Genomic DNA, 23,235 nt, shown 5'->3' with positions numbered 1-23,235 from the left:
CACAAATCTATTTGAACCGCCGCTCCACACCTTTCTCCACCAGAATCTTCGCCGAAATCTCTTCCACCGAAAAATGCGTGGAGTTGATGTTGGGGATGTTCTCGCGGCGGAACAGATTCTCTACCTCACGCACTTCGAATTCGCACTGGGCGTAGCTCGAATAGCGGCTGTTGGGCTTGCGCTCGTTGCGGATCGCGGTGAGGCGGTCGGGGTCGATGGTCAGGCCGAACAGCTTGTGCTGATGGGCGCGCAGGGCCGTCGGCAGGGTCAGACGTTCCATGTCGTCTTCGGTCAGCGGATAGTTGGCCGCGCGAATGCCGAACTGCATGGCCATGTACAGACACGTCGGCGTTTTGCCGCATCGCGACACGCCCACTAGTATCAAATCGGCTTTGTCGTAATAGTGCGTGCGCGCACCGTCGTCGTTGTCGAGGGCAAAGTTAACCGCCTCGATACGCTCCATGTAATTGGAGTTGTGCCCGATCGAGTGCGACTTGCCGACCGTGTAGGAAGAGTGCTCGGTCAGTTCCTGCTCCAGCGGGGCAAGAAAGGTCGAGAAAATGTCGATCATGAAACCATTGGACGTTGCGAGAATCTCACGGATGTCCTGATTGACGATGGTGTCGAAGATGATCGGGCGAAAGCCGTCGGTTTCAGCGGCTTTGTTGATTTGTTGTACCATGGCCCGCGCTTTTTCAACGCTGTCGATGTACGGTCGCGTGAATTTGCTGAAGGTAATGTTTTCGAACTGCGCCAGAAGGCTTTGACCCAGGGTTTCGGCAGTGATGCCGGTGCCATCGGAGATGAAGAAAGCAGATCGTTTCATTTGCACCTTGGGCCTTAAGCTAATGAGCATTTCTGGATATGATAGGCGCGATTTGTCGGCCGCGACTGGCCCGCATTCTCACTTATTTTCCAGGTCCAGGCCATACAACCGGCCAAGGCTCCCCCGGGCCGCCGGTTTCTGAGCTTTTCCAACACAGTTAGTGGAGAGATCACCTTGGTAGAGTACGTAGTTTCCCTCGATAAGCTCGGCAAACACGATGTTGAGCATGTGGGGGGCAAGAACGCATCCCTGGGCGAGATGATCAGTAACCTGGCAGGCGCCGGTGTTTCGGTCCCCGGCGGCTTCGCCACGACGGCTCAGGCTTATCGTGATTTCCTCGAACTGAGCGGCCTCAATGACCAGATCCACGCGGCCCTCGATGCGCTCGACGTCGACGACGTCAACGCCCTGGCCAAGACCGGCGCGCAGATCCGTCAATGGATCATGGAAGCCGAATTCCCGGAAAAACTGAATGCCGAGATCCGCACCGCCTTCGCCGCGCTGTCGGCCGGCAACCCTGACGTGGCCGTGGCCGTGCGTTCTTCCGCCACCGCCGAAGACTTGCCGGACGCCTCGTTCGCCGGTCAGCAGGAAACCTTCCTGAACATCCGTGGTGTGGAAAACGTTATCCGCGCCGCCAAAGAGGTGTTTGCTTCGCTGTTCAACGACCGTGCGATTTCCTACCGCGTGCACCAGGGCTTCGACCACAAACTGGTCGCCCTGTCGGCTGGCGTGCAGCGCATGGTGCGTTCGGAAACCGGCACTGCCGGCGTGATGTTCACCCTCGATACCGAATCCGGTTTCCGTGACGTGGTGTTCATCACCGGCGCTTACGGCCTGGGCGAAACCGTCGTACAAGGCGCGGTCAACCCGGATGAGTTCTACGTGCACAAGGGCACGCTGGAAGCCGGTCGTCCGGCGATCCTGCGTCGCAACCTCGGCAGCAAAGCCATCAAGATGATCTACGGCGACGAGGCCAAGGCCGGTCGTTCGGTCAAGACCATCGATGTCGACAAGGCTGACCGCGCGCGTTTCTGCCTGTCCGACGCTGAAGTCAGCGAGCTGGCCAAGCAAGCGATGATCATCGAAAAGCACTACCAGTGCCCGATGGACATCGAATGGGCCAAGGACGGTGACGACGGCAAGCTGTATATCGTTCAGGCCCGTCCGGAAACCGTGAAAAGCCGCACCCAGGCCAACGTCATGGAACGTTACCTGTTGAAAGAAACCGGCACCGTGCTGGTTGAAGGTCGCGCCATTGGCCAGCGCATCGGCGCCGGTAAAGTGCGCATCATCAAAGATGTCTCCGAGATGGACAAAGTCCAGCCGGGCGACGTACTCGTTTCCGACATGACCGACCCGGACTGGGAACCGGTGATGAAGCGCGCCAGCGCCATCGTCACCAACCGTGGCGGCCGTACTTGCCACGCAGCGATCATCGCTCGCGAGCTGGGTATTCCGGCTGTGGTTGGTTGCGGCAACGCCACCCAATTGCTGAAGGATGGCCAGGGCGTGACCGTGTCCTGCGCTGAAGGCGACACCGGTTACATCTTCGAAGGCGAGCTGGGTTTCGACATCAAGAAGAACTCCGTCGACGCCATGCCGGAGCTGCCGTTCAAGATCATGATGAACGTCGGCAACCCGGACCGCGCTTTCGACTTCGCACAGTTGCCGAATGCCGGTGTCGGCCTGGCCCGTCTGGAATTCATCATCAACCGCATGATCGGCGTCCACCCGAAAGCGCTGTTGAACTACGACGGTCTGCCACAGGAAATCAAGGACAGCGTCGACAAGCGTATCGCCGGTTACAATGACCCGGTCGACTTCTACGTCGACAAACTGGTGGAAGGCATCAGCACCCTGGCTGCAGCGTTCACGCCGAAAAAAGTCATCGTGCGTCTGTCGGACTTCAAGTCCAACGAATACGCCAACCTGATCGGTGGCAAGCTCTACGAGCCGGAAGAAGAGAACCCGATGTTGGGCTTCCGTGGCGCTTCGCGTTACATCAGCGAATCGTTCCGTGACTGCTTCGAACTCGAATGCCGCGCGCTGAAACGTGTGCGCAACGAGATGGGCCTGACCAACGTTGAAATCATGGTGCCGTTCGTCCGTACCTTGGGCGAAGCCAGTCAGGTTGTCGATCTGCTCGCCGAAAACGGCTTGAAGCGCGGCGAAAACGGTCTGCGCGTGATCATGATGTGCGAATTGCCATCCAACGCGATTCTGGCCGAAGAGTTCCTCGAATTCTTCGACGGTTTCTCGATCGGTTCCAACGACCTGACTCAGCTGACGCTGGGCCTGGACCGCGATTCCGGTATCATCGCGCACCTGTTCGACGAGCGTAATCCGGCGGTCAAGAAGCTCTTGGCCAACGCGATTGCCGCGTGCAACAAGGCCGGCAAGTACATCGGCATCTGCGGTCAGGGTCCTTCGGACCACCCGGATCTGGCCAAGTGGCTGATGGAACAGGGCATCGAAAGCGTGTCGCTGAACCCGGATACCGTGCTGGAAACCTGGTTCTTCCTGGCGGAAGGCCAGGCGCCGGCTTGATCAACATGTGAATGGGCCGCGTCCCCCTGTAGGAGTGAGCCTGCTCGCGATAGCGTCATGACAGTCTGCATTGATTCGAATGACACACCGCCATCGCGAGCAGGCTCGCTCCTACACGATTCGGCTCCTTATGATTCAAACAGGGCGGGGTCTCCGGATGCCGCCCTTTTTTGTGCAAGAGCATTATGCAAAGCAGCAGCAACCTGTTTCCTGTCGCCCTGATCAGCGCCGAACGGCGCGGCGATCTGAGCGAAGACGTTTACCGACTGAAACCCGGCAACAGTCCCGACTGGTCCGTGGAGATCGCCGTCACCCGTTTGGGCATGGCCGATGACTCCGCGCCACGCGGCGTGCCGGTGATTCTGCTGCACGGCAGTTTTTCCAATCGTCGCTTCTGGTTTTCACCGAAAGGCCTGGGCCTGGGCGCGTTTCTGACGCGACTGGGGTTCGACGTGTGGATTCCGGAGATGCGCGGCCACGGCCTGTCGCAGCGCAATGAGGAGTACCGGCGCAATCGTGTCGCCGACTACGCCCGTTACGATCTGCCGGCGATTGCCGCGTTCGTGCGTGAGCAGAGCGGGCAGATCCCGCACTGGATCGGCCATTCGCTGGGCGGCATCACTTTGGCCGCAGCGCTCGGTGGCGAATACCTCGGCGAGCCTGCCGTAGCTTCGGCAGCGTTTTTCGGCACACAAGTCAGCCGCACTTACTGGCCGCTGAAAATTCCGCCGGTGGAGTGGAGCAGCCGCTTTATTCTCAAGCGTTTTGCGCAACTGTCGGGTTCACGCCTCAAGCGCGGCCCGGAAGATGAGCCGATCGGTCTGGCGCTGGAAAGCATGCGCTGGTACGGCTTGTTCGGCCGTTTTGGCGACAAGGACACGGATTGGTGGGCGGGGCTGGCCGATGTTCAAGTGCCAGTGCTGGCGGTGACTGCAGCAGGGGATCATCAGGATCCTGCGTGGGCCTGTCGCAAACTGTTTGAGCAAATTGGCTCCGAACACAAGCAGTTCATCAATCTGGGGCGCGAGAAGGGTTTCACTGATAATTTCGGTCATGTTGAAATGTTGGTGAGCAAAACCGCGCAGACTGAGGTGTGGCCGTTGGTGGCGCGCTGGTTGAACGATCAGCACGCGCCGTTGCTGGGCGAGCAGCCTGATCTGGTTGCTGCGGTCTGAGACGGAGGCTCTGAAGGGCATTTCGTTCAGATCGGCTTGCGGCTAAGATATGACGAATTGTGCGGTTCTGGTCATATTCGGTGACTGTTTAGCAATTACGTTTCAGCGTTTGTTCAGGTTCATTCAGCGAACATTCAATGAGCTAAGGTAAACAGCGACCAGCGGAGCTCGTCTCTTCAGAACGCGGCATCCTTGATCGTCTTCCTTTTTACAGGAGTTTTTCGATGAACCATTACCTTACGCCTGACCTGTGCGACGCCTATCCGGAGCTGGTGCAGGTGCTGGAACCGATGTTCAGCAATTTCGGTGGCCGTGATTCGTTCGGTGGCGAAATCGTGACCATCAAATGCTTCGAAGACAACTCGTTGGTCAAGGAACAAGCCGAACTCAAAGGCAACGGCAAGGTGCTGGTGGTCGATGGCGGTGGTTCGCTGCGTCGCGCGCTGCTGGGCGACATGATTGCCGAGAAGGCTGCTAAGAACGGCTGGGAAGGGCTGGTGATCTACGGTTGCATCCGTGACGTCGACGTCATCGCGCAAACCGATCTGGGTGTGCAGGCGCTGGCCAGCCACCCGATGAAAACCGAAAAACGTGGTATCGGCGACCTCAACGTTCCGGTGACTTTCGCCGGTGTGACGTTCCACCCGGGCCAGTACATTTATGCGGACAACAACGGCGTGATCATTTCGCCGAGCCCGCTGCAGATGCCTGAATAAGAGTTTCGACAAAGGGATGCGGATGTTCGAGGAAGAAAACGCGCAATGGGGGCTGGTGCATGCCCTGGTGCTGGACGGAAAAGGCGGTGCGCGTTCGATAGCCCGGACTGAGCTCGACGATTTGCAGTTGCAGGCCCATGAAAGCCTGTGGCTGCATTGGGATCGCAGCCATCCGCAGACCCAGACCTGGCTGCGCAAATCCAGCGGTCTCAACGAATTCACCTGCGACCTGCTGCTGGAAGAGAACACGCGTCCGCGCCTGTTGCCGTTGCCGGATGCCGAACTGCTGCTGTTTCTGCGCGGGGTCAATCTCAACCCGGGTGCCGAGCCGGAAGACATGGTTTCGGTGCGGATTTTTGCTTCGGCCCAACGGGTGATTTCCCTGCGCTTGCGCCCATTGCGCGCCACCGATGAACTGTTGGTGCAATTGGCGGATGGCAAAGGTCCGAAAACGGCCTCTGAACTGATCCTTTATCTGGCGCAGTTCCTCACCAACAAGGTTCAGGATCTGGTCACTTGCCTCTCGGAAATCGCCGATGAGGAAGAAGAAAAGATGGATGCCGACGAACGGTATACCCCTGAGCATGGCGCCATTTTGCACATCCGTCGCAGGGCTGCCGGGCTGAAGCGTTTTCTTGCGCCGCAGCGGGATATTTTTGGACAACTCACGCGGATAAAACTGCCGTGGTTTGTCGATGACGATGCCGATTACTGGAACGAATTGAACAACAGCCTGACCCGCTATCTCGAAGAACTCGAATTGACCCGAGAGCGCGTGGGGCTTGTGCTTGAGGCTGAAGACCGGCGTTTGAGCGAGCGCATGAATCGCACGATGTACCGCTTCGGCATCATCACCTGCATCTTTTTACCGATGAGTTTCATCACCGGTCTGCTGGGCATCAACGTTGGCGGCATTCCATTCTCCAGCAGCCCCTATGGTTTCCTGATTGCCTGTTTGACGGTGCTCGCCCTGGCCTTTGGTCAGTGGTGGTTGTTCCGTCGTTTGCGCTGGGTTTGAACATGGAGCATGTGACCCGACCAAATCTGCCCGCGTCTTTCACAGACATCACGAGAGGTGCGTATGCACGATCCGTTTGAACAGTCTTTGCGCGACATGCTCAACGCCTCGCCGTCCAGCCGCGACGACGATGCGTGCTTGGGCCGCGTACTCAAAACCGCCAACCGCCAGGTTGGCGCCGGTGATCTGTTCAGCCTGCTGGGCCGCTGGCTGCCCGCGCTGATGATCGCCCTGAATAACGGCTCGGCCCATGTCTCGCCGGTTTCCCGTCTTCGTAAACCTACCGCTCGCACTGCTGATAAGGCTGATTGAATATGGAACTCGACCTCTGGACTCAGAGCCTCGTCACTGCAATGACTGCGTTGTGGACCAAAGTGGCCAATTTCATCCCGAACCTGTTCGGCGCACTCGTCGTGCTGCTGTTGGGTTTCGTCGTGGCCAAGCTGCTCGATACCTTGCTCTCCAAGCTGCTCGCCAAACTGGGCCTTGATCGCCTGATGGGCGGTACCGGGCTGACCAAATTGATGTCCCGGGCGGGACTGCAGGTTCCGATTTCGACGCTGATCGGTAAAATCGTTTACTGGTTCGTCCTGCTGATTTTTCTGGTTTCTGCAGCAGAATCCCTTGGCCTTGAGCGAGTTTCAGCTACGCTGGATATGTTGGCGCTCTATTTGCCGAAAGTATTCGGCGCGGCGCTGGTGTTGCTGGTAGGTGTCTTGCTCGCGCAACTGGCCAACGGACTGGTGCGCGGGGCGGCAGAAGGCGTAGGCCTGGACTACGCTTCGGGGCTTGGGCGAATTGCTCAGGGGCTGGTAATCATCATCAGCATTTCGGTCGCGATCAGCCAGCTTGAGGTCAAGACCGACCTGCTGAACCATGTGATCGTCATCGTTTTGATTACCGTTGGTCTGGCGGTTGCGCTGGCCATGGGTTTGGGAAGCCGGGAAATTGCCGGTCAGATTCTTGCGGGAATCTATGTGCGTGAGTTGTATCAGGTTGGGCAACAAGTGCGTGTTGGCGAGGTCGAAGGGCAGATCGAGGAGATCGGCACGGTGAAAACCACATTGCTGACCGATGAGGGTGAGCTAGTCTCTCTTTCCAATCGGATCCTGCTGGAACAGCATGTGAGTAGCCGCTAATCCGGCAAACCCTGCTAATGTATGCCGCCGCAAAATGCCAGCTGATGCTGGTCGCGGTGGACATTGACCTGACTGTCGGCACGACTTGTTTTGAATAAAGCCCAAACGCTATCCACGCGCTACGACCCCCGCGAGCTCTCTGATGAGGAGTTGGTCGCGCGCTCGCATACCGAGCTTTTTCACGTAACGCGCGCTTATGAAGAACTGATGCGGCGTTACCAGAGAACATTATTTAACGTTTGTGCGAGATATCTTGGGAACGATCGCGACGCAGACGATGTCTGTCAGGAAGTCATGTTGAAGGTGCTGTATGGCCTGAAGAACTTCGAGGGGAAATCGAAGTTCAAAACGTGGCTCTACAGCATCACGTACAACGAATGTATTACGCAGTATCGGAAGGAACGGCGAAAGCGTCGCTTGATGGACGCATTGAGTCTTGACCCCCTCGAGGAAGCGTCCGAAGAAAAGGCGCCGAAACCCGAGGAGAAGGGCGGGCTTGATCGCTGGCTGGTGTATGTGAACCCGATTGACCGCGAAATTCTGGTGCTTCGATTTGTCGCAGAGCTGGAATTTCAGGAGATCGCAGACATCATGCACATGGGTTTGAGTGCGACAAAAATGCGTTACAAACGTGCTCTAGATAAATTGCGTGAGAAATTTGCAGGCATTGCTGAAACTTAGTTCAGCGCAAATATCTCTTACGTGTAGGCAAGTTCTGATAGACTTGCCGCCGAGTTGTCCCCCGGTTTGCGGGACTGCTTCACAATCACCAGATGGGGATTTAACGGATGAAACTGAAAAACACCTTGGGCTTGGCCATTGGTTCTCTGATTGCCGCCACTTCGTTCGGCGCTCTGGCACAAGGCCAAGGCGCAGTTGAAATCGAAGGCTTCGCAAAGAAAGAACAATTCGACAGCGCTCGTAACTTCAAGAACAACGGCAACCTGTTCGGCGGTTCGATCGGTTACTTCCTGACCGACGACGTTGAACTGCGTCTGGGCTACGACGAAGTGCACAACGTGCGTTCCGACGACGGTCGTAACATCAAGGGCGCTAACACCGCTCTGGACGCTCTGTACCACTTCAACAACCCAGGCGACATGCTGCGTCCATACGTATCGGCTGGTTTCTCCGATCAGAGCATCGGTCAGAACGGTTCCGGCGGTCGTAACCGTTCCACCTTCGCCAACGTTGGCGGCGGTGCCAAGCTGTACTTCACCGAGAACTTCTACGCCCGTGCCGGCGTTGAAGCTCAGTACAACATCGACCAGGGCGACACCGAGTGGGCTCCTAGCGTTGGTATCGGTGTGAACTTCGGTGGTGGCTCCAAGCCTGCTGCTGCTCCAGTTCCAGCACCAGCTGAAGTTTGCTCCGACAGCGACAACGATGGCGTTTGCGACAACGTTGACAAGTGCCCGGACACCCCAGCCAACGTAACTGTTGACGCTGACGGCTGCCCAGCAGTTGCTGAAGTTGTTCGTGTTGAGCTGGACGTTAAGTTCGATTTCGACAAATCTGTTGTTAAAACCAACAGCTACGGCGACATCAAGAACCTGGCTGACTTCATGAAGCAGTACCCATCCACCACCACTACTGTTGAAGGTCACACTGACTCCGTCGGTCCTGACGCTTACAACCAGAAACTGTCCGAGCGTCGTGCAAACGCCGTTAAGCAAGTTCTGACCAACCAGTACGGTGTTGAATCGTCCCGCGTTCAGTCTGTTGGCTACGGCGAATCCCGCCCAGTTGCTGACAACAAAACTGAAGCTGGCCGCGCTGTAAACCGTCGCGTAGAAGCGCAGGTTGAAGCTCAAGCTAAGTAATTAGCTGCCGCTCTGAGAAAAGCCCGGCTTAGGTCGGGCTTTTCTTTGCCTGCGATTTGAGATTGAAGCTTTGAAACCAGGCTGCTCCTACATTGCGGCAATACGCGTCTCGCTGGCTTCCTGCGCATAACCGGCCACGGCGCCGATCACCAGTATCGCAGGGCTCTTCAATTGAAATCTGTAGGCTGCTTCGTTCATTGCCGTGAGATCGCTCCGGCATTCTCGTTGTTCTGGTAACGATGCATTCTCGATCATCGCCACCGGGGTATCCGCCGCCATTCCGCCCGCCAACAACTGATCGCGAATCTCGCCCAGCTTAGCCACGCCCATGTATATCACCAGCGTTGTGCCACTTTGCGCCAGTGCCTGCCAGTTCAACTGGCTGTCGTCCTGAGTATGCGCAGTCACCAGCGTCACCCCGCGCGCTACACCGCGTAACGTCAATGGAATATCGCACTGCGTCGCCCCAGCGAGCCCGGCGGTGATGCCATTGACCAACTCCACCTCAACGCCACGTTCACGCAGCCATTGCGCCTCTTCACCGCCACGGCCGAAGATGCACGGATCGCCGCCCTTGAGCCGCACCACACACTTGCCATGACGGGCATAGCGCAGCATCAACCGATGGATAAATGCCTGCGGCGTGGAACGGCAACCACCGCGCTTACCCACCGCAATAATGCGCGCGCCAGGGCAGTGCTCGAGCACTGCGTCGTTGACCAGATCATCGATCAGCACCACATCGGCCTCGCGCAGGGCGCGCACCGCTTTGAGGGTCAGTAATTCGGGATCACCAGGACCTGCACCCACCAGCCAGACTTTTGCGTTCATGGTGTTTTCCTCATCAGATGACGGCGACTGGCTGCACATCGGCAGCCAGCAAGCGTTTTATTTCCGGGACACAGGAGCCGCATTGCGTGCCGCAGCCCAGATTGTTTTTCAAGCCTTGCAAATCGAGCCCTTGGCGAATACCGGCGCAGACCGCGTTGAGGCTGACGTTCTTGCAGTTGCACAGGGTTTTATCCGCAGCGATCTGCGCCCCGGCACTACCCGGAGGAGCACTCATCGGTGCCAGCAACCAGCGCCGCAGTTGTTCGTCCGCACGGCCCTCCAGCCACAACCCTTGCAGCCAATGCCGGGCGAGGGTTTCGCCGGCCAGGCGAATCGCGGTGATTCGGCCGTTTTCAATGCGTACGCGCTTGCCAATGGCCCGACGTGGATCGTCGTAAGCCAGAACCGGGCCGTCGATCAGTGACAGGCATCGGTCGATTTCATTGAGCAACTGCGCATCCGGCGCCTCGCTGCTGGCTGCGCGTATCAGCAATGCCGGTCGTTCACGTCCGACAAGGCTGAGACTCACGTAGGAAAATGCCTCACAGAGCGGTCGCAGGGCCTCGAAATGCCGTTGAACATCACCCTCAATGAGCGCGAAAAGCTGCCACGGCAGATTGACCGGCTCCAGGCGCACGCCGCTGTGTTTGAGTTCCGGTTGTTTCGACAACGGGTCGAAGGCCGGCAGGGTCAGGCTGTTTACGCCACCCTTGAGAAAGCGGTCGCCCCAGTGCATCGGTAGAAATGCCTGTCCCGGACGCACACTGTCATCGCTGCCAACCGCGACGATCACTGCGCCGCGACGACTTTTGAGGTTGACCAGATCTCCTGGCTGCAAGCGATGCCTGCGCAGTTCGTCCGGGTGCAAGCTCAACACCGCTTCGCTGACATGCCCGAACAATTGCGCCGCCGTGCCGGTGCGGCTCATACCGTGCCATTGATCACGCAGACGTCCAGTGATCAACGTCAGTGGAAAACGTGCGTCGCGCTGTTCTTTGGCGGCGCGATAAGGGTCGGCTATGAATTGCGCGCGTCCGTTGGCGGTTGGGAAAATCCCATCCTCGTACAGGCGTGGCGTTCCTTGCCGCGCTCCGACAGGGAAGGGCCATTGCTGCGGTCCGATCTCGTCGATCAGCGCGTGACTGATCCCGGACATATCCAGATCGCGGCCGCGTGTCAGCCCTTTGAACTCATCGAACAACTGCGCGGGCCGAGTAAACGTAAACAGGCTCGGCTCAGCGGGACGCAGATGTTTCTCCAGGCGCTGTGCGAAATCCACTGTGATCGCCCAGTCCGGCCGCGCTTCGCCCGGTGGGAGGATGGCCTTGCGTACGTGGGAAATGCGTCGTTCGGAGTTGGTCACCGAGCCTTCCTTCTCGCCCCAACTGGCGGCGGGTAGCAGGAGATCGGCAAACGCTGCGGTTTCGGTGGTGCGAAAGGCTTCTTGCAGAACCACAAACGGGCAAGCTTCCAGCGCCGCGCGCACTGAGTTCTGATCCGGCATCGATTGCGCAGGGTTGGTGCAGGCAATCCACAACGCCTTGATCTTGCCGCTGCGCACTTGCTCGAACAGTTCGATGGCGCTGAGACCAGTGTTTTCCGGCAGTTGATCCACACCCCAATAAGCCGCCACTTGTGAGCGATGCTCCGGGTTGGCCGCGTCACGATGACCCGGCAACAGGTTCGACAAGCTGCCGGTTTCGCGTCCGCCCATGGCATTTGGCTGGCCGGTCAGGGAGAAAGGTCCTGCACCCGGACGACCGATTTGTCCGGTGGCCAGGTGCAGATTGATCAGTGCACTGTTTTTCGCGCTGCCAGCCGTGGACTGGTTCAAACCCATGCACCACAGCGACAGAAAACTCGGCGAAGTGCCCACCCATTCGGCGCACTGCTGCAATTGCTCGACGCTGATGCCGCATAACTGCGAAACCATTTGCGGGGTGTAATCGCGCACCAGACTTTTCAGTTCGGCGAGGCCATCGGTGTGCGCTTTGACGAAATCGCGGTCGATCCAGTCTTCCCACAACAACAGATGCAAAATCCCATGAAACAAAGCGACATCGGTACCGGGCAGAATCGCCAGGTGCAAATCGGCAAGGTCGCAGGTGTCGGTGCGCCGTGGATCAATGACGATGACTTTCATCTGCGGGCGGCGAGATTTTGCTTCTTCCAGCCGACGAAAAAGTACCGGATGGGCGTAGGCCATGTTACTGCCGACGATCATCACGCAATCGCTGAGCTCCAGATCCTCATAACTGCACGGCGGGGCGTCGGCGCCGAGGCTGCGCTTGTAGCCGACCACGGCTGAGGACATGCACAGGCGCGAATTGCTGTCGATGTTGTTGGTCCCGACCAGTGCCCGTGCCAGCTTGTTGAAGGCGTAGTAGTCCTCGGTCAGCAACTGTCCGGAGATATAGAACGCCACGCTGTCAGGGCCGTGCTCGGCGATGGTCTCGGCGAACACGTTGGCAGCGTGTTCCAGTGCGGTGTCCCAGTCTGTGCGGCTGCGCGCCAGGCCTTTGCCCAGGCGCAATTCCGGGTACAGCGCGCGAGCGGCAAGGTCGCCGGTCAGATGCAGGGTCGAGCCTTTGCTGCACAGTTTGCCGAAGTTGGCCGGGTGCGCCGGATCGCCGCTGACGCCGAGGATGCGCTCGCCGTCATGCTCGATCAGCACGCCGCAGCCGACCCCGCAATAACAGCAGGTCGAGGCGGTCGTCTGGCGGTTCATCAGATGGCGTCCCGCAGGGCCAGTTGCACACGACCGTTTTCGACCCGCGCCGGGTGATGGTGCGCGCAACCGATGTCCGGCGCCTGCGCTTCGCCGGATTCGAGATCGATCTGCCAGTTGTGCAGCGGGCAGGCCACACGTTTGCCGTAGATCAAGCCTTGCGACAACGGCCCACCCTTGTGCGGGCAGCGGTCGTCGAGGGCGAAAACCTCATCGTCGCTTGTACGAAAAATCGCGATGTCACCTTTCGGCCCGGCAATGATCCGCGAGCCGAGGGCGTTGATCTCTTCGAGAGCACAGATATCCAGCCAGTTCATGCCGGCACCTCCAGGTTTTTCACAGGGATCACATCGAATTCTTTCTTCAGTTGCGGCTGCGCCAGGCGTTCTTTCCACGGGTCTTGTTCGAACGACAGGGAGAATTGCAGGCGTTCGTTCAGCGCTCTGCGGCGCTCCGGGTCTTCCAGCACGGCTTTCTTGATGTGTTCCATGCCGACCCGTTGCAGGTAATGCACGGTGCGTTCGAGGTAGAAGGCTTCTTCGCGATACAGCTGCAGAAAGGCGCCGTTGTATTCGCGCACTTCTTCGGCGGTTTTCAGCTTGACGAAGAATTCGGCGACTTCGGTTTTGATCCCGCCGTTGCCGCCGATGTACATCTCCCAACCGGAGTCGACGCCGATGATTCCTACGTCTTTGATCCCCGCTTCCGAGCAGTTGCGTGGGCATCCGGAGACAGCGAGTTTCACTTTGTGCGGCGACCACATGTTGAACAGGTCGTGCTCGAGTTCGATGCCCAGTTGTGTCGAGTTCTGCGTGCCGAAGCGGCAGAACTCGCTGCCGACGCAGGTTTTCACCGTGCGGATGGATTTGCCGTAAGCGTGGCCGGACGGCATGTCGAGGTCTTTCCAGACGCCGGGCAAGTCCTGCTTCTTGATGCCGAGCAAGTCGATGCGCTGACCGCCGGTGACCTTGACCATCGGCACGTTGTACTTGTCGGCGACGTCGGCAATCCGTCGCAGTTCCGAAGGATTGGTCACGCCGCCCCACATCCGTGGCACCACCGAATACGTGCCGTCCTTCTGGATGTTGGCGTGTGCACGTTCGTTGATCAGGCGTGATTGCGGATCGTCCTTGGCTTCGCCGGGCCAAGTGGAAATCAGGTAATAGTTGAGAGCAGGGCGGCACGTTGCGCAGCCGTTCGGCGTGCGCCAGTTGAGGTAGCTCATGGTGCCGGCGATGGTCAGCAGATGTTGCTCGCGAATGGCTTGGCGGATCTGCCCGTGATTGAGGTCGCTGCAACCGCAGATGGCTTTTTCGCTTTTCGGTTTGACGTCGGCCGCACCGCCGACGGTGTTGATCAGGATCTGTTCGACCAGCCCGGCGCACGAGCCACAGGAGCTGGCAGCCTTGGTGTGTTTCTTCACCTCATCGACGCTGAACAGGCCGTGTTCCTGAATGGCTTTGACGATGGTGCCTTTGCACACGCCGTTGCAGCCGCAGACTTCGGCGGTGTCGGCCATGACCATGGCTTTGTCCTGGCCCTGATGTCCTACGTCGCCGAGGGCGTTTTCGCCGAACATCAAGTGATCGCGGATCTCGCCGATGGCGTGATTCTCACGAATCTGCCGGAAATACCAACCGCCATCTGCCGTATCGCCGTACAGACAGGCGCCGACCAGTACGTCATCCTTGATCACCAGTTTTTTGTACACACCGCCGATCGGGTCGGAGAGGGTGATGGTCTCGGTGCCTTCGCCGCCCATGAAGTCGCCAGCGGAAAACAGGTCGATGCCGGTGACTTTGAGTTTGGTCGAAGTCACCGAACCCTGATAACGGGCGAACCCCAGTTGTGCGAGGTGATTGGCGCAGACTTTGGCCTGTTCGAACAGTGGCGCGACCAGACCGTAGGCAATCCCGCGATGGCTGGCGCACTCGCCGATCGCGTAAATGCGCGGGTCGTAGGTTTGCAGCGTGTCATTGACCAGGATCCCGCGATTGCACGGGATGCCGGCCTTCTCAGCGAGTTCGGTGTTGGGGCGAATGCCGGCAGCCATCACCACCAGATCAGCGGGGATGATGTCGCCGTTCTTGAATTGCACCGAGCCGACCCGGCCATTGCCAGCGTCGTGCAGGGCTTGGGTCTGTTCGCACAGACGGAAGTGCAAACCACGGGATTCGAGGGCGCTTTGCAGCAGTTGACCGCTGGTTTTATCCAGTTGCCGTTCCAACAACCATTCGCCGATATGCACCACGGTGACGTGCATGCCGCGCAGCATCAGGCCGTTGGCCGCTTCGAGACCGAGCAGACCGCCACCGATGACCACCGCGTGTTTGTGGGTTTTGGCGGTGTCGATCATGGCTTGGGTGTCGGCGATGTCGCGATAACCGATCACACCGTGCAGGGTGTTGCCGGGGATCGGCAGAATGAACGGCGTCGAGCCGGTGGCGATCAGCAGGCGGTCGTATTCGGCTTCGGTGCCGTCCTCGGCGATCACCCGGCGTTTGACCCGGTCGATCTCCACCACTTTGCGGTTGAGCAGCAACTTGATGTTGTTTTCCAGGTACCAATCGAGGTCGTTGAGGACGATCTCTTCGAAGGTCTGCTCGCCGGCCAGCACCGGTGACAGCAGAATGCGGTTGTAGTTGGTATGCGGTTCGGCGCCGAAGACGGTGATGTCGTACAGCTCGTTGCTCAGCTTGAGCAATTCTTCGAGGGTGCGGACCCCGGCCATGCCATTGCCGATCATCACCAGTTTGAGTTTTTTCATCAGGTTCTCCGGGGAGCTGCGGCTGGCCTCTTGTGGGCAGTCAGGCCTTGCTCGAGAAATTTTGCGCAAACAAAAAAAGGCGTCCCGCTAGTTGCCTAGCGAGGACGCCTTTGTCCTGGTCCCGTTCTCTCGGGAAGCGCAGCCTTCGTCGTTGAAGGTTGAGCTTTATGTGTGTGTTGGGAGAGGTAATGCAGTGGTTGTGCCAAGTGGGGACGGTGGCGGGTTTATTGGGGGTGACAGATTTTGAGGATGGATTTTTTGCACTGATTCGAAGCGGGTTGCTCGTTCGTGGGGCATTCAGGCAGTTGAATTTGTGGTGACTGGGCGGGCGCCTTCGCGAGCAGGCTCGCTCCCACAGTGGCTCTTTGTCGTTCACAAATTCCTTGTGGGAGCGCGCCTGCTCGCGAATGACGCGACGCGGTGTCAGCCATGAAACAACAAAACCAGCAGCACCATATTCCCCAATAAAGCCACCAACGCTATCGTCCGCCAAACCTTCAACGGCTCACGCTCCAGTAACGGTCTGGGCCGCACACTCAAACTGCGCCGCTCGCCCTGTTCCAACACCAACAGCCATTCCTCAGCCGTTTCAAACCGTTGTTGCGGATCAGCCGCCACCCCACGCTCCAGGCTCTGCGCCAACCATTCCGGCAGATCCGGCCGAAATCGACTGGCACTCACTGCCACAGCAAATCGCGGCCGCTGAAACGCTTCGATCTCGCCATAGGGAAAATGCCCGGTGAGCAAGAAATACAGGGTCACACCGACCGCATACAAATCCTGCTGCACATTCGGCGGATCCCCACGAAACGCTTCCGGGGCGATATAGGTGGGCGTTCCCGGCAACGTCGACGGCGCGTCTTCGGACAAGCCTGGGCAGTATGCCAGGCCAAAATCCAGCAGACGCAATTCGCCGTCGTCGCCCACGTGCAGATTTTCCGGTTTGATGTCCCGATGCAGGATCTGCCGCCGATGCAGCAGACCGACCGCACGCAACAGGCGCTCGGCGATGTCCTGCCACTGTGCCAACGGCAATGGGCCTGACTGTTGAAACAACTGTGCCAGCGTCGCCCCGGAATATTCTCGCATCACGTAGTACAAATGCTGACGCTGATTACACGCATGGACTTCAGGAAAATGCCGGCCGGCCACGCGTTTCAGGAACCATTCCTCGGACAGCAGCGCCTGCCCGGCGTGAGGATCATCGGCGCTGCGCGACGGCAGGGTTTTCAGCAACCACATCTGACCTTGCTCATCGACAATCCGATACAGCAGCGATTGCTGGCTCTGAGCGACAATGTCCAGCACTTGCCAGCCTTCGAACGACTGACCGGGTTTCAACGGTGGCGGCAGTGGCCATTGCTGCAAATGAATCAGTGCATCGCCGATATTTGCCTCACCCAAAGCATCCACCCGCACCAGCAAAGCACTGGCATTGTCCTGGCTCCCCGCAAGATGCGCGGCGTTGACCAGCGTCTGCGCGGCGCTGTGCAGATCCGGCTGATCACGCAGAATCGCCGCAATGGCGGTATCGCCGAGTGTCGACCAGACACCATCGCTGAGCAGCACAAAGCTTTCGCCTTCACGCAGTTCGCCATCGAGAAAATCCAGCACCAGATGCTGATCCAGCCCCAGCGCGCGTTTGAGCACATGCTGCATGCCCGGCTGATCCCAGACATGATCCTCCGAGATCCGCTGCAAACTATCGTAGTGCCAGCGATACACCCGGCAATCTCCGACGTGCGCGAGGGTAAAACGCCGACCGCGCATGACCAAAGCACTGACCGTGGTGAGCAACGGTTGCCCACCACCGTTGGCCTGCAACCAGCGGTTTTGCGCGAGCAGCAGGCGATCCAGTGCCTGCGCCACGCTCCAGGTTTCCGGCGTGGCGTAGTAGTCGAGCGCCAGGGCCTGCAAGGTCGAACGCGCAGCCAGTCCGCCATCGGCACACTGACTGACGCCGTCGGCGATGGCGAACAGAAAACCTTTGCTCGCCGCCAACGCCGGAGCGGGCGTGACCAGGCGCAAAGCGTCCTGATTCTCTGCGCGCGGGCCGGTGGCGCTGGCTTCGGCGAAACTCAGTTGCAGGGCCATCGATGCTTCAGACCCGCGCCGCCGTCACTGCCGCCGAACCCCAGGTGGTTCTCCAGCGACGCTTGACGCCGTGCAGGCCAAACCATGCCAACACGCCGAGACTGGCGAACAACCACAGGGCCAGTTGATAGCTGCCGGTGCTCTGTTTGATCGCGCCCATGCCGGCGGCCAAGGCAAAACCGCCGATGCCGCCGGCCATGCCGATCAGTCCGGTCATCACGCCGATCTCCAGACGAAAACGCTGCGGTACCAGTTGGAAAACGGCGCCGTTGCCGGCGCCCAGACCGAGCATGGTGCAGACGAAAAGTGCCAGCGCCGCATAGGAACTTGGCAGGTTGAAGCCGACAGCAGCGATACAGACAGCAGCGACGGTGTACATCGCCAGCAAGGTGCGGATGCCACCGAAACGGTCAGCCAGGGCGCCACCCAATGGCCGCATCAAACTGCCGCCGAACACGCAGGCTGCGGTGTAGTAGCCAGCGGTCACCGGGCTCAGCCCGTATTGATCGTTGAAGTAGCCGGGCAGGGCGCTGGCCAAGCCGATGAAGCCGCCGAAGGTGACGCTGTAGAAAAACATGAACCACCAGCTGTCGCGGTCGCCCAAGGCTTTGAAGTAGTCGGTCATGGCTTTGGCTTTCGGCCGCTCAGGCGCATTTTTTGCCAGCCAGGCGAACAGCACCAGAGTCAGGATCAGCGGAATCAAAGCGAAACCGAAGACATTGCTCCAGCCGAACGCGGCGGCGAGCACCGGTGCCAGCAGCGCGGCGAACACGGTGCCGGAGTTGCCCGCACCGGCGATACCCATGGCTTTGCCTTGATGCTGTGGTGGATACCATTGCGAGGCCAAGGGCAGGGCGACGGCAAACGACGCGCCGGCCATACCAAGAAACAGGCCGAGTATCAGCGCCTGTTCGTAACTGTGAATGCCGATTTTCCAGGCGCCGAACAATGCGCAGATGACGATGACCTGGCCGATCAGCCCGGCGGTTTTCGGCGACAGTCGATCGGCGAGCATGCCCATCACGAAGCGCAGTACGGCGCCGGCGAGGATCGGTGTGGCGACGACGAGGCCGCGTTGTTGCGTGGTCAGGTGCAGGTCGGCGGCAATCTGCACCGCCAGCGGGCCGAGCAGGTACCAGACCATGAAGCTCAGGTCGAAATAGAGGAAGGCCGCGAACAGGGTCGGGGTGTGGCCGGATTTCCAGAAGCTTGAATTCATCGCGCACCTCAGCTGAAAAGAGTCTCGAAAGGAGTCATGCAACAGCAGGTGGAGCGCCGCCACGGCCGCACCACCGGCCCCGAGCTGTGGGGCCAAAACGCAAAAACGCCGCTACCTGATGCGCCGGTTGGGCGAACGGGTGAGCGACGTCTTTGTCGTGGGTGGGGCAACCGCCGTTGGTTACCTGTGCGTTTTACGTAGCGAGATTTGTGCCAACAGCTGAAAGATCAAAAGCCCCTCACCCTAGCCCTCTCCCAGAGGGAGAGGGGACTGACCGAGGTGTCTTGCGCAAAACATCGACCTGAAACACGGAGTCGAATATGGATTCACCGAAAATCGTTCAGGTCGGCAGTATTACTGCGCCATCCCCCAATCAGTCCCCTCTCCCTCTGGGAGAGGGCTAGGGTGAGGGGCTTTTCAGCGGTGAGAACACCTCAGCCAAGCAACTCACTCATCGCAATAATCTGCTCCGCCACCTGAATCAGCTTCTGCTGCCGACTCATCGCCTGCCGCCGCATCAGGGTGTAAGCCTCTTCCTCATTGCAATCCTTCATCTTCATCAACAAACCCTTGGCCAGCTCAATACGCTTGCGCTCAGCCAATTGCTGATCACGCGCCTGCAACTGCGCACGCAAGGCCTGATCACTCTCGAAACGCGCCATCGCCACATCCAGAATTGGCTGCAGACGCTGGGCGTGAATGCCTTCGACGATGTAAGCACTGACCCCTGACTTGATCGCCTGGCGCATCACCCCCGGATCATGTTCATCGGTAAACATCACGATTGGCCGTGGCTGGTCGCGGCTGACCAGCACCACTTGCTCCATGACATCGCGGCTCGGTGACTCGGTATCGATCAGAATCACGTCCGGGCGCACCGTTTCGACGCGTGCGGGCAGGTCGATGGTCAGGCCGGACTCGTCGATCACCTCGAAACCGGCCTCGGTCAACGCAGCTTTCAGGCGACCGACTTTTTTCGCTGTGTCGTTGATCAACAGAATGCGCAACATGTTCGCGGTCTCCTGTCAGCGGCGGGCGAGAAGGGGGGCGTCGTCGTTCAACGCGTGCAGCTTGAAACTGCGCGCGTAGCCGGCGGGATCGCTGCCGTCCCAGACTTTGCCGTCGAGCAACTGGCTGCTGCGCATGTCTGTGCCCCACGCCGCTACGCCGACTGCCGTCGCAGCATCGCGGTAGATATCCATTTGCTGGACCTGACGGGCGACGGCGAGGTAATCCGGATCCTCACGCAGCAGGCCCCAGCGGCGGAACTGGGTCATGAACCACATACCGTCCGACAGATAGGGCAGATTCACCTCGCCGTTGCCGTGAAAACGCAGCGCGTGTGGATCCTGCCAGCGATTGCCGAGTCCATCGGCATAATCACCGAGAAAACGCGGCTCGATGCACGAAAGCGGCGCGTCCAGATATTCCGGAGCGCTGAGCAATTGCGCGGTGCTACGGCGATTCTCCGGGCTTTCTTCGATGAAGCGGCTGGCCTCAAGAATCGCCATCACTAACGCCCGTGCAGTGTTCGGGTATTGCTCGACAAATTCACGGGTGCAACCAAGGACTTTTTCCGGGTGATCGGGCCAGATGGTCTGGCTGGTGGCCAAGGTGAAACCGAGATCCTGCTGCACCGCACTGGCCGCCCAAGGCTCGCCGACACAAAAACCGTCGATGCGCCCGGCTTGCAGGTGCGCGACCATTTGCGGCGGCGGCACGACGACGCTGTCGACGTCCTGCAATGGATGAATGCCCTGACTCGCCAGCCAGTAATACAGCCACATGGCATGAGTGCCGGTGGGAAAGGTCTGGGCGAAGGTGAGTTTTGCGCGGCTTTGGTGCACGTGGCGGTCCAGCGCTTCAGGACTGGTCACGCCAAGGTTCTGGAGACCGTGGGAGAGGTTGAGGCTCTGACCGTTCTGGTTCAGGCCCATCAGCACGGCCATATCGGTCGGGGCGACGCCGCCGATGCCCAGGTGCACGGCGTAAATCAGGCCATACAGACTGTGCGCGGCATCCAGTTCGCCGCTGACCAGTTTGTCGCGCAGATTCGCCCAGGAGGCCTGGCGCTTCAGGTTCAGCGTTAGGCCGTAAGGCTGGGCAAAGCCCTGTGTGGCAGCAACGACAACCGATGCGCAGTCGCTCAACGCCATGAAACCGAGGTTGATTGCAGTCTTTTCCGGGGCATCGCTGCCATTGACCCAGGCCAGTGGCCCTACCGAAGGTTCATTCATACACCGCCACCTCGAAAAAAAGCGCCGCCGCGGACTTTGCGCAGGCAAAACCCGGGACGACGCCATTGTCCTTGCCCGCGTGCCGTCATTGGCCTTGCGCGCTGATGGCAAGGAGGGTGCAAGGCATATGCCAGTGACAGCGATTTGCGCGTGCGCCTCGCGCCGCAGGTCGATGCCCGGCTATAATCGCCGCCTCTTTTCGCCGCCCGAGTCATCGCCGCCCATGTACACCCTGGCCCGTCAGCTGTTGTTCAAACTTTCCCCGGAAACCTCCCACGATCTGTCGCTGGATCTGATCGGCGCGGGTGGGCGTTTGGGCCTCAACGGCTTGCTGTGCAAGGCGCCGGCGAAGAAACCGGTGACGGTCATGGGCCTCGAATTCCCGAACCCGGTGGGTCTGGCCGCCGGTCTGGACAAGAACGGCGCGGCCATTGATGGCTTCGCGCAACTTGGTTTCGGTTTTGTCGAAATCGGCACCGTGACTCCGCGCCCGCAGCCGGGCAACCCGAAACCACGGATTTTTCGCTTGCCGGAAGCCGAGGCGATTATCAATCGCATGGGCTTCAACAACCTCGGTGTCGATAACCTGCTGGCGCGGGTGGCAGTGGCGAAATACAAAGGTGTGCTGGGCATCAACATCGGCAAGAACTTCGATACTCCGGTTGAACGTGCGGTCGACGATTACCTGATCTGCCTGGACAAGGTCTACGCCCACGCCAGCTATGTGACGGTCAACGTCAGCTCGCCAAATACCCCGGGCCTGCGCAGCCTGCAGTTCGGTGATTCGCTCAAGCAATTGCTCGCGGATCTGGCCACGCGCCGCGCTGAACTGGCGTTGCGTCATGGCAAACATGTGCCGTTGGCGATCAAGATCGCGCCGGACATGACCGATGAAGAAACCGCGCAGGTGGCTCAAGCGTTGATCGAAACCGGCATGGACGCGGTGATCGCGACCAACACCACCCTCAGCCGGGTTGGTGTTGAAGGCATGGAGCATGGCGACGAGGCGGGCGGTTTGTCGGGCGCGCCGGTGCGGGAGAAGAGTACCAATACGGTGAAGGTGCTGGCCGGTGAGCTGGCTGGGCGTTTGCCGATCATTGCCGCGGGCGGGATTACTGAAGGCAAGCATGCGGCCGAGAAGATCACCGCCGGTGCGAGCCTGGTGCAGATCTACTCCGGCTTCATCTATAAAGGCCCGGCGCTGATTCGCGAATCGGTCGACGCGATCGCCGCCCTACGCTGATCCCCCTAGGCTGACCTGGCCAATGTAGGAGCCTTCGGCAGCTCCTACACGAAATGTGTGTCAGCCAGACAGGCATAAAAAAGGGCTCCTCGAAGGAGCCCCTGGGCCGCAGCCCGCCGTCCGGGAAGGACGTGCATGGTAAGTCGTTACAAATTCAGATTGTCGTGTCGGAATAAATGCCCTGTGTCAGCCGACGGCGTGAAGTTCGTTGAGTCTGTGGATTCCCGCAGTGCCGGTCATACCGTCCCAGTTGTCGCCGCGTCCTTCTCGCCAGCCGTTAATCCAGGCTTGACGTACCGACGGTAGAGTAAATGGGCAAAGCTCACGGGATTTGCCACCAACGCCATATTGATATCCGCGCAAAAATGCTCTTTCCAACGGATCACGCTTAAGTCTTCTCATAGGGTGTTTCCCTCACTTGTTGACTGTTTTGTGTCGCGTTGACCTCAACTGAGGTCTGGCAGAAGAAACCTGCCATGGTGCGGCTCGCTGCCGGCGTGGCGAGCCAAGGTGTTGACGCCGTTGCGACGTCAACCTGTGTTCAGTTCTAACCAATGAGTCACACCGAGGGAATGATCGTTTTGTCATAAGGACGTAACGAAATTAGTGCTACAGCCATAAGTAACGACGGGTTTCATGCACGGTTTTTCAGCAAACCCCGGTATGATCGGCCCCGCGCTGGATGATGGGGTTAATTCTTTAGTGAGAATGACCCACGTTTGCGCTGGGGTATAAAGCGACGAAGGGTCGCTTTAAGACTTTTTGTTGCATCAACTTTTTTATCTGTCCCGGCATCTAAGCTCTTTTAACCCGAGCAGCGGGGATGGAACGGCACACCTTCGTGCCACACGGGCGTTCTTTTAGAAAAG

The 23,235-nt window shown here is 59.1% G+C and carries 19 protein-coding genes; 9 read left to right on the top strand and 10 right to left on the bottom strand.

Annotated features, from left to right (window positions below; translation table 11 throughout):
• Window positions 1-7: 7 nt before the first annotated feature.
• Complete coding sequence (gene ppsR, locus ACOYXE_RS13400; RefSeq protein ID WP_034152875.1) at window positions 8-826, bottom strand: posphoenolpyruvate synthetase regulatory kinase/phosphorylase PpsR; 819 nt, start codon at window positions 824-826, stop codon at window positions 8-10.
• A 174-nt stretch (window positions 827-1,000) separates the two neighbouring features.
• On the opposite strand from ppsR, the gene ppsA reads away from it, so the two are divergent.
• From ppsA to ACOYXE_RS13360, 8 genes are all read left to right on the top strand, one after another.
• Window positions 1,001-3,376 (top strand): phosphoenolpyruvate synthase, encoded by a 2,376-nt coding sequence (gene ppsA, locus ACOYXE_RS13395; protein ID WP_160057057.1) that lies wholly within the window; start codon window positions 1,001-1,003, stop codon window positions 3,374-3,376.
• Between the two features lie 185 nt (window positions 3,377-3,561).
• Window positions 3,562-4,551, top strand: a complete 990-nt coding sequence (locus ACOYXE_RS13390; protein WP_460929598.1) for an alpha/beta fold hydrolase — start codon at window positions 3,562-3,564, stop codon at window positions 4,549-4,551.
• A gap of 224 nt (window positions 4,552-4,775) precedes the next feature.
• Complete coding sequence (gene rraA / locus ACOYXE_RS13385) at window positions 4,776-5,267, top strand: ribonuclease E activity regulator RraA (protein ID WP_137218790.1); 492 nt, start codon at window positions 4,776-4,778, stop codon at window positions 5,265-5,267.
• A gap of 22 nt (window positions 5,268-5,289) precedes the next feature.
• Window positions 5,290-6,285, top strand: a complete 996-nt coding sequence (locus ACOYXE_RS13380; protein WP_160057059.1) for a zinc transporter ZntB — start codon at window positions 5,290-5,292, stop codon at window positions 6,283-6,285.
• A 63-nt stretch (window positions 6,286-6,348) separates the two neighbouring features.
• Window positions 6,349-6,597, top strand: coding sequence for a hypothetical protein (locus tag ACOYXE_RS13375; protein WP_008076827.1), 249 nt, complete (start codon window positions 6,349-6,351; stop codon window positions 6,595-6,597).
• A gap of 2 nt (window positions 6,598-6,599) precedes the next feature.
• Entirely contained in the window at window positions 6,600-7,424 is an 825-nt protein-coding gene (locus tag ACOYXE_RS13370) for a mechanosensitive ion channel family protein (protein WP_007916401.1), read from the top strand.
• A gap of 90 nt (window positions 7,425-7,514) precedes the next feature.
• On the top strand, window positions 7,515-8,105 hold the full coding sequence (gene sigX, locus ACOYXE_RS13365; RefSeq protein ID WP_011333251.1) for an RNA polymerase sigma factor SigX: 591 nt from the start codon (window positions 7,515-7,517) through the stop codon (window positions 8,103-8,105).
• A 107-nt stretch (window positions 8,106-8,212) separates the two neighbouring features.
• Window positions 8,213-9,247, top strand: a complete 1,035-nt coding sequence (locus ACOYXE_RS13360; protein ID WP_160057060.1) for an OmpA family protein — start codon at window positions 8,213-8,215, stop codon at window positions 9,245-9,247.
• 87 nt (window positions 9,248-9,334) lie between these two features.
• Here the strand turns inward: ACOYXE_RS13360 and cobA are convergent, their stop codons facing one another.
• The 8 genes from cobA to ACOYXE_RS13320 form a co-directional block, all read right to left on the bottom strand.
• Window positions 9,335-10,078 (bottom strand): uroporphyrinogen-III C-methyltransferase, encoded by a 744-nt coding sequence (gene cobA, locus ACOYXE_RS13355; protein ID WP_160057061.1) that lies wholly within the window; start codon window positions 10,076-10,078, stop codon window positions 9,335-9,337.
• A gap of 13 nt (window positions 10,079-10,091) precedes the next feature.
• Window positions 10,092-12,806, bottom strand: a complete 2,715-nt coding sequence (locus tag ACOYXE_RS13350; protein WP_160057062.1) for a nitrate reductase — start codon at window positions 12,804-12,806, stop codon at window positions 10,092-10,094.
• Window positions 12,806-13,123, bottom strand: coding sequence for a nitrite reductase small subunit NirD (nirD, locus tag ACOYXE_RS13345; protein WP_053118721.1), 318 nt, complete (start codon window positions 13,121-13,123; stop codon window positions 12,806-12,808). Before nirD ends, ACOYXE_RS13350 begins: the two co-directional genes overlap by 1 nt.
• On the bottom strand, window positions 13,120-15,573 hold the full coding sequence (gene nirB, locus ACOYXE_RS13340; RefSeq protein WP_160057063.1) for a nitrite reductase large subunit NirB: 2,454 nt from the start codon (window positions 15,571-15,573) through the stop codon (window positions 13,120-13,122). Before nirB ends, nirD begins: the two co-directional genes overlap by 4 nt.
• A 423-nt stretch (window positions 15,574-15,996) precedes the next feature.
• Entirely contained in the window at window positions 15,997-17,667 is a 1,671-nt protein-coding gene (locus ACOYXE_RS13335) for a protein kinase domain-containing protein (protein ID WP_405122022.1), read from the bottom strand.
• Between the two features lie 7 nt (window positions 17,668-17,674).
• Window positions 17,675-18,886: a nitrate/nitrite transporter gene (locus ACOYXE_RS13330; protein WP_095120053.1), complete on the bottom strand. Its 1,212-nt coding sequence runs from the start codon at window positions 18,884-18,886 to the stop codon at window positions 17,675-17,677.
• Between the two features lie 434 nt (window positions 18,887-19,320).
• Window positions 19,321-19,896, bottom strand: a complete 576-nt coding sequence (locus ACOYXE_RS13325) for an ANTAR domain-containing response regulator (RefSeq protein WP_007916390.1) — start codon at window positions 19,894-19,896, stop codon at window positions 19,321-19,323.
• A 15-nt stretch (window positions 19,897-19,911) separates the two neighbouring features.
• Window positions 19,912-21,123, bottom strand: coding sequence for a CmpA/NrtA family ABC transporter substrate-binding protein (locus tag ACOYXE_RS13320; RefSeq protein ID WP_460929591.1), 1,212 nt, complete (start codon window positions 21,121-21,123; stop codon window positions 19,912-19,914).
• A 223-nt stretch (window positions 21,124-21,346) separates the two neighbouring features.
• Between ACOYXE_RS13320 and ACOYXE_RS13315 the strand changes: the two genes are divergently transcribed.
• Window positions 21,347-22,366: a quinone-dependent dihydroorotate dehydrogenase gene (locus tag ACOYXE_RS13315; protein WP_160057066.1), complete on the top strand. Its 1,020-nt coding sequence runs from the start codon at window positions 21,347-21,349 to the stop codon at window positions 22,364-22,366.
• Window positions 22,367-22,552: 186 nt separating this feature from the next.
• On the opposite strand, the gene rmf is transcribed toward ACOYXE_RS13315, so the two are convergent.
• Complete coding sequence (rmf, locus tag ACOYXE_RS13310; RefSeq protein WP_003223300.1) at window positions 22,553-22,768, bottom strand: ribosome modulation factor; 216 nt, start codon at window positions 22,766-22,768, stop codon at window positions 22,553-22,555.
• Window positions 22,769-23,235 lie beyond the last annotated feature (467 nt).

It is taken from the genome of Pseudomonas sp. MC6 (genome assembly GCF_054790575.1).
The sequence above is the reverse complement of the archived record's forward strand: the minus strand, read 5'-3'. Positions and strand labels throughout refer to the sequence as shown.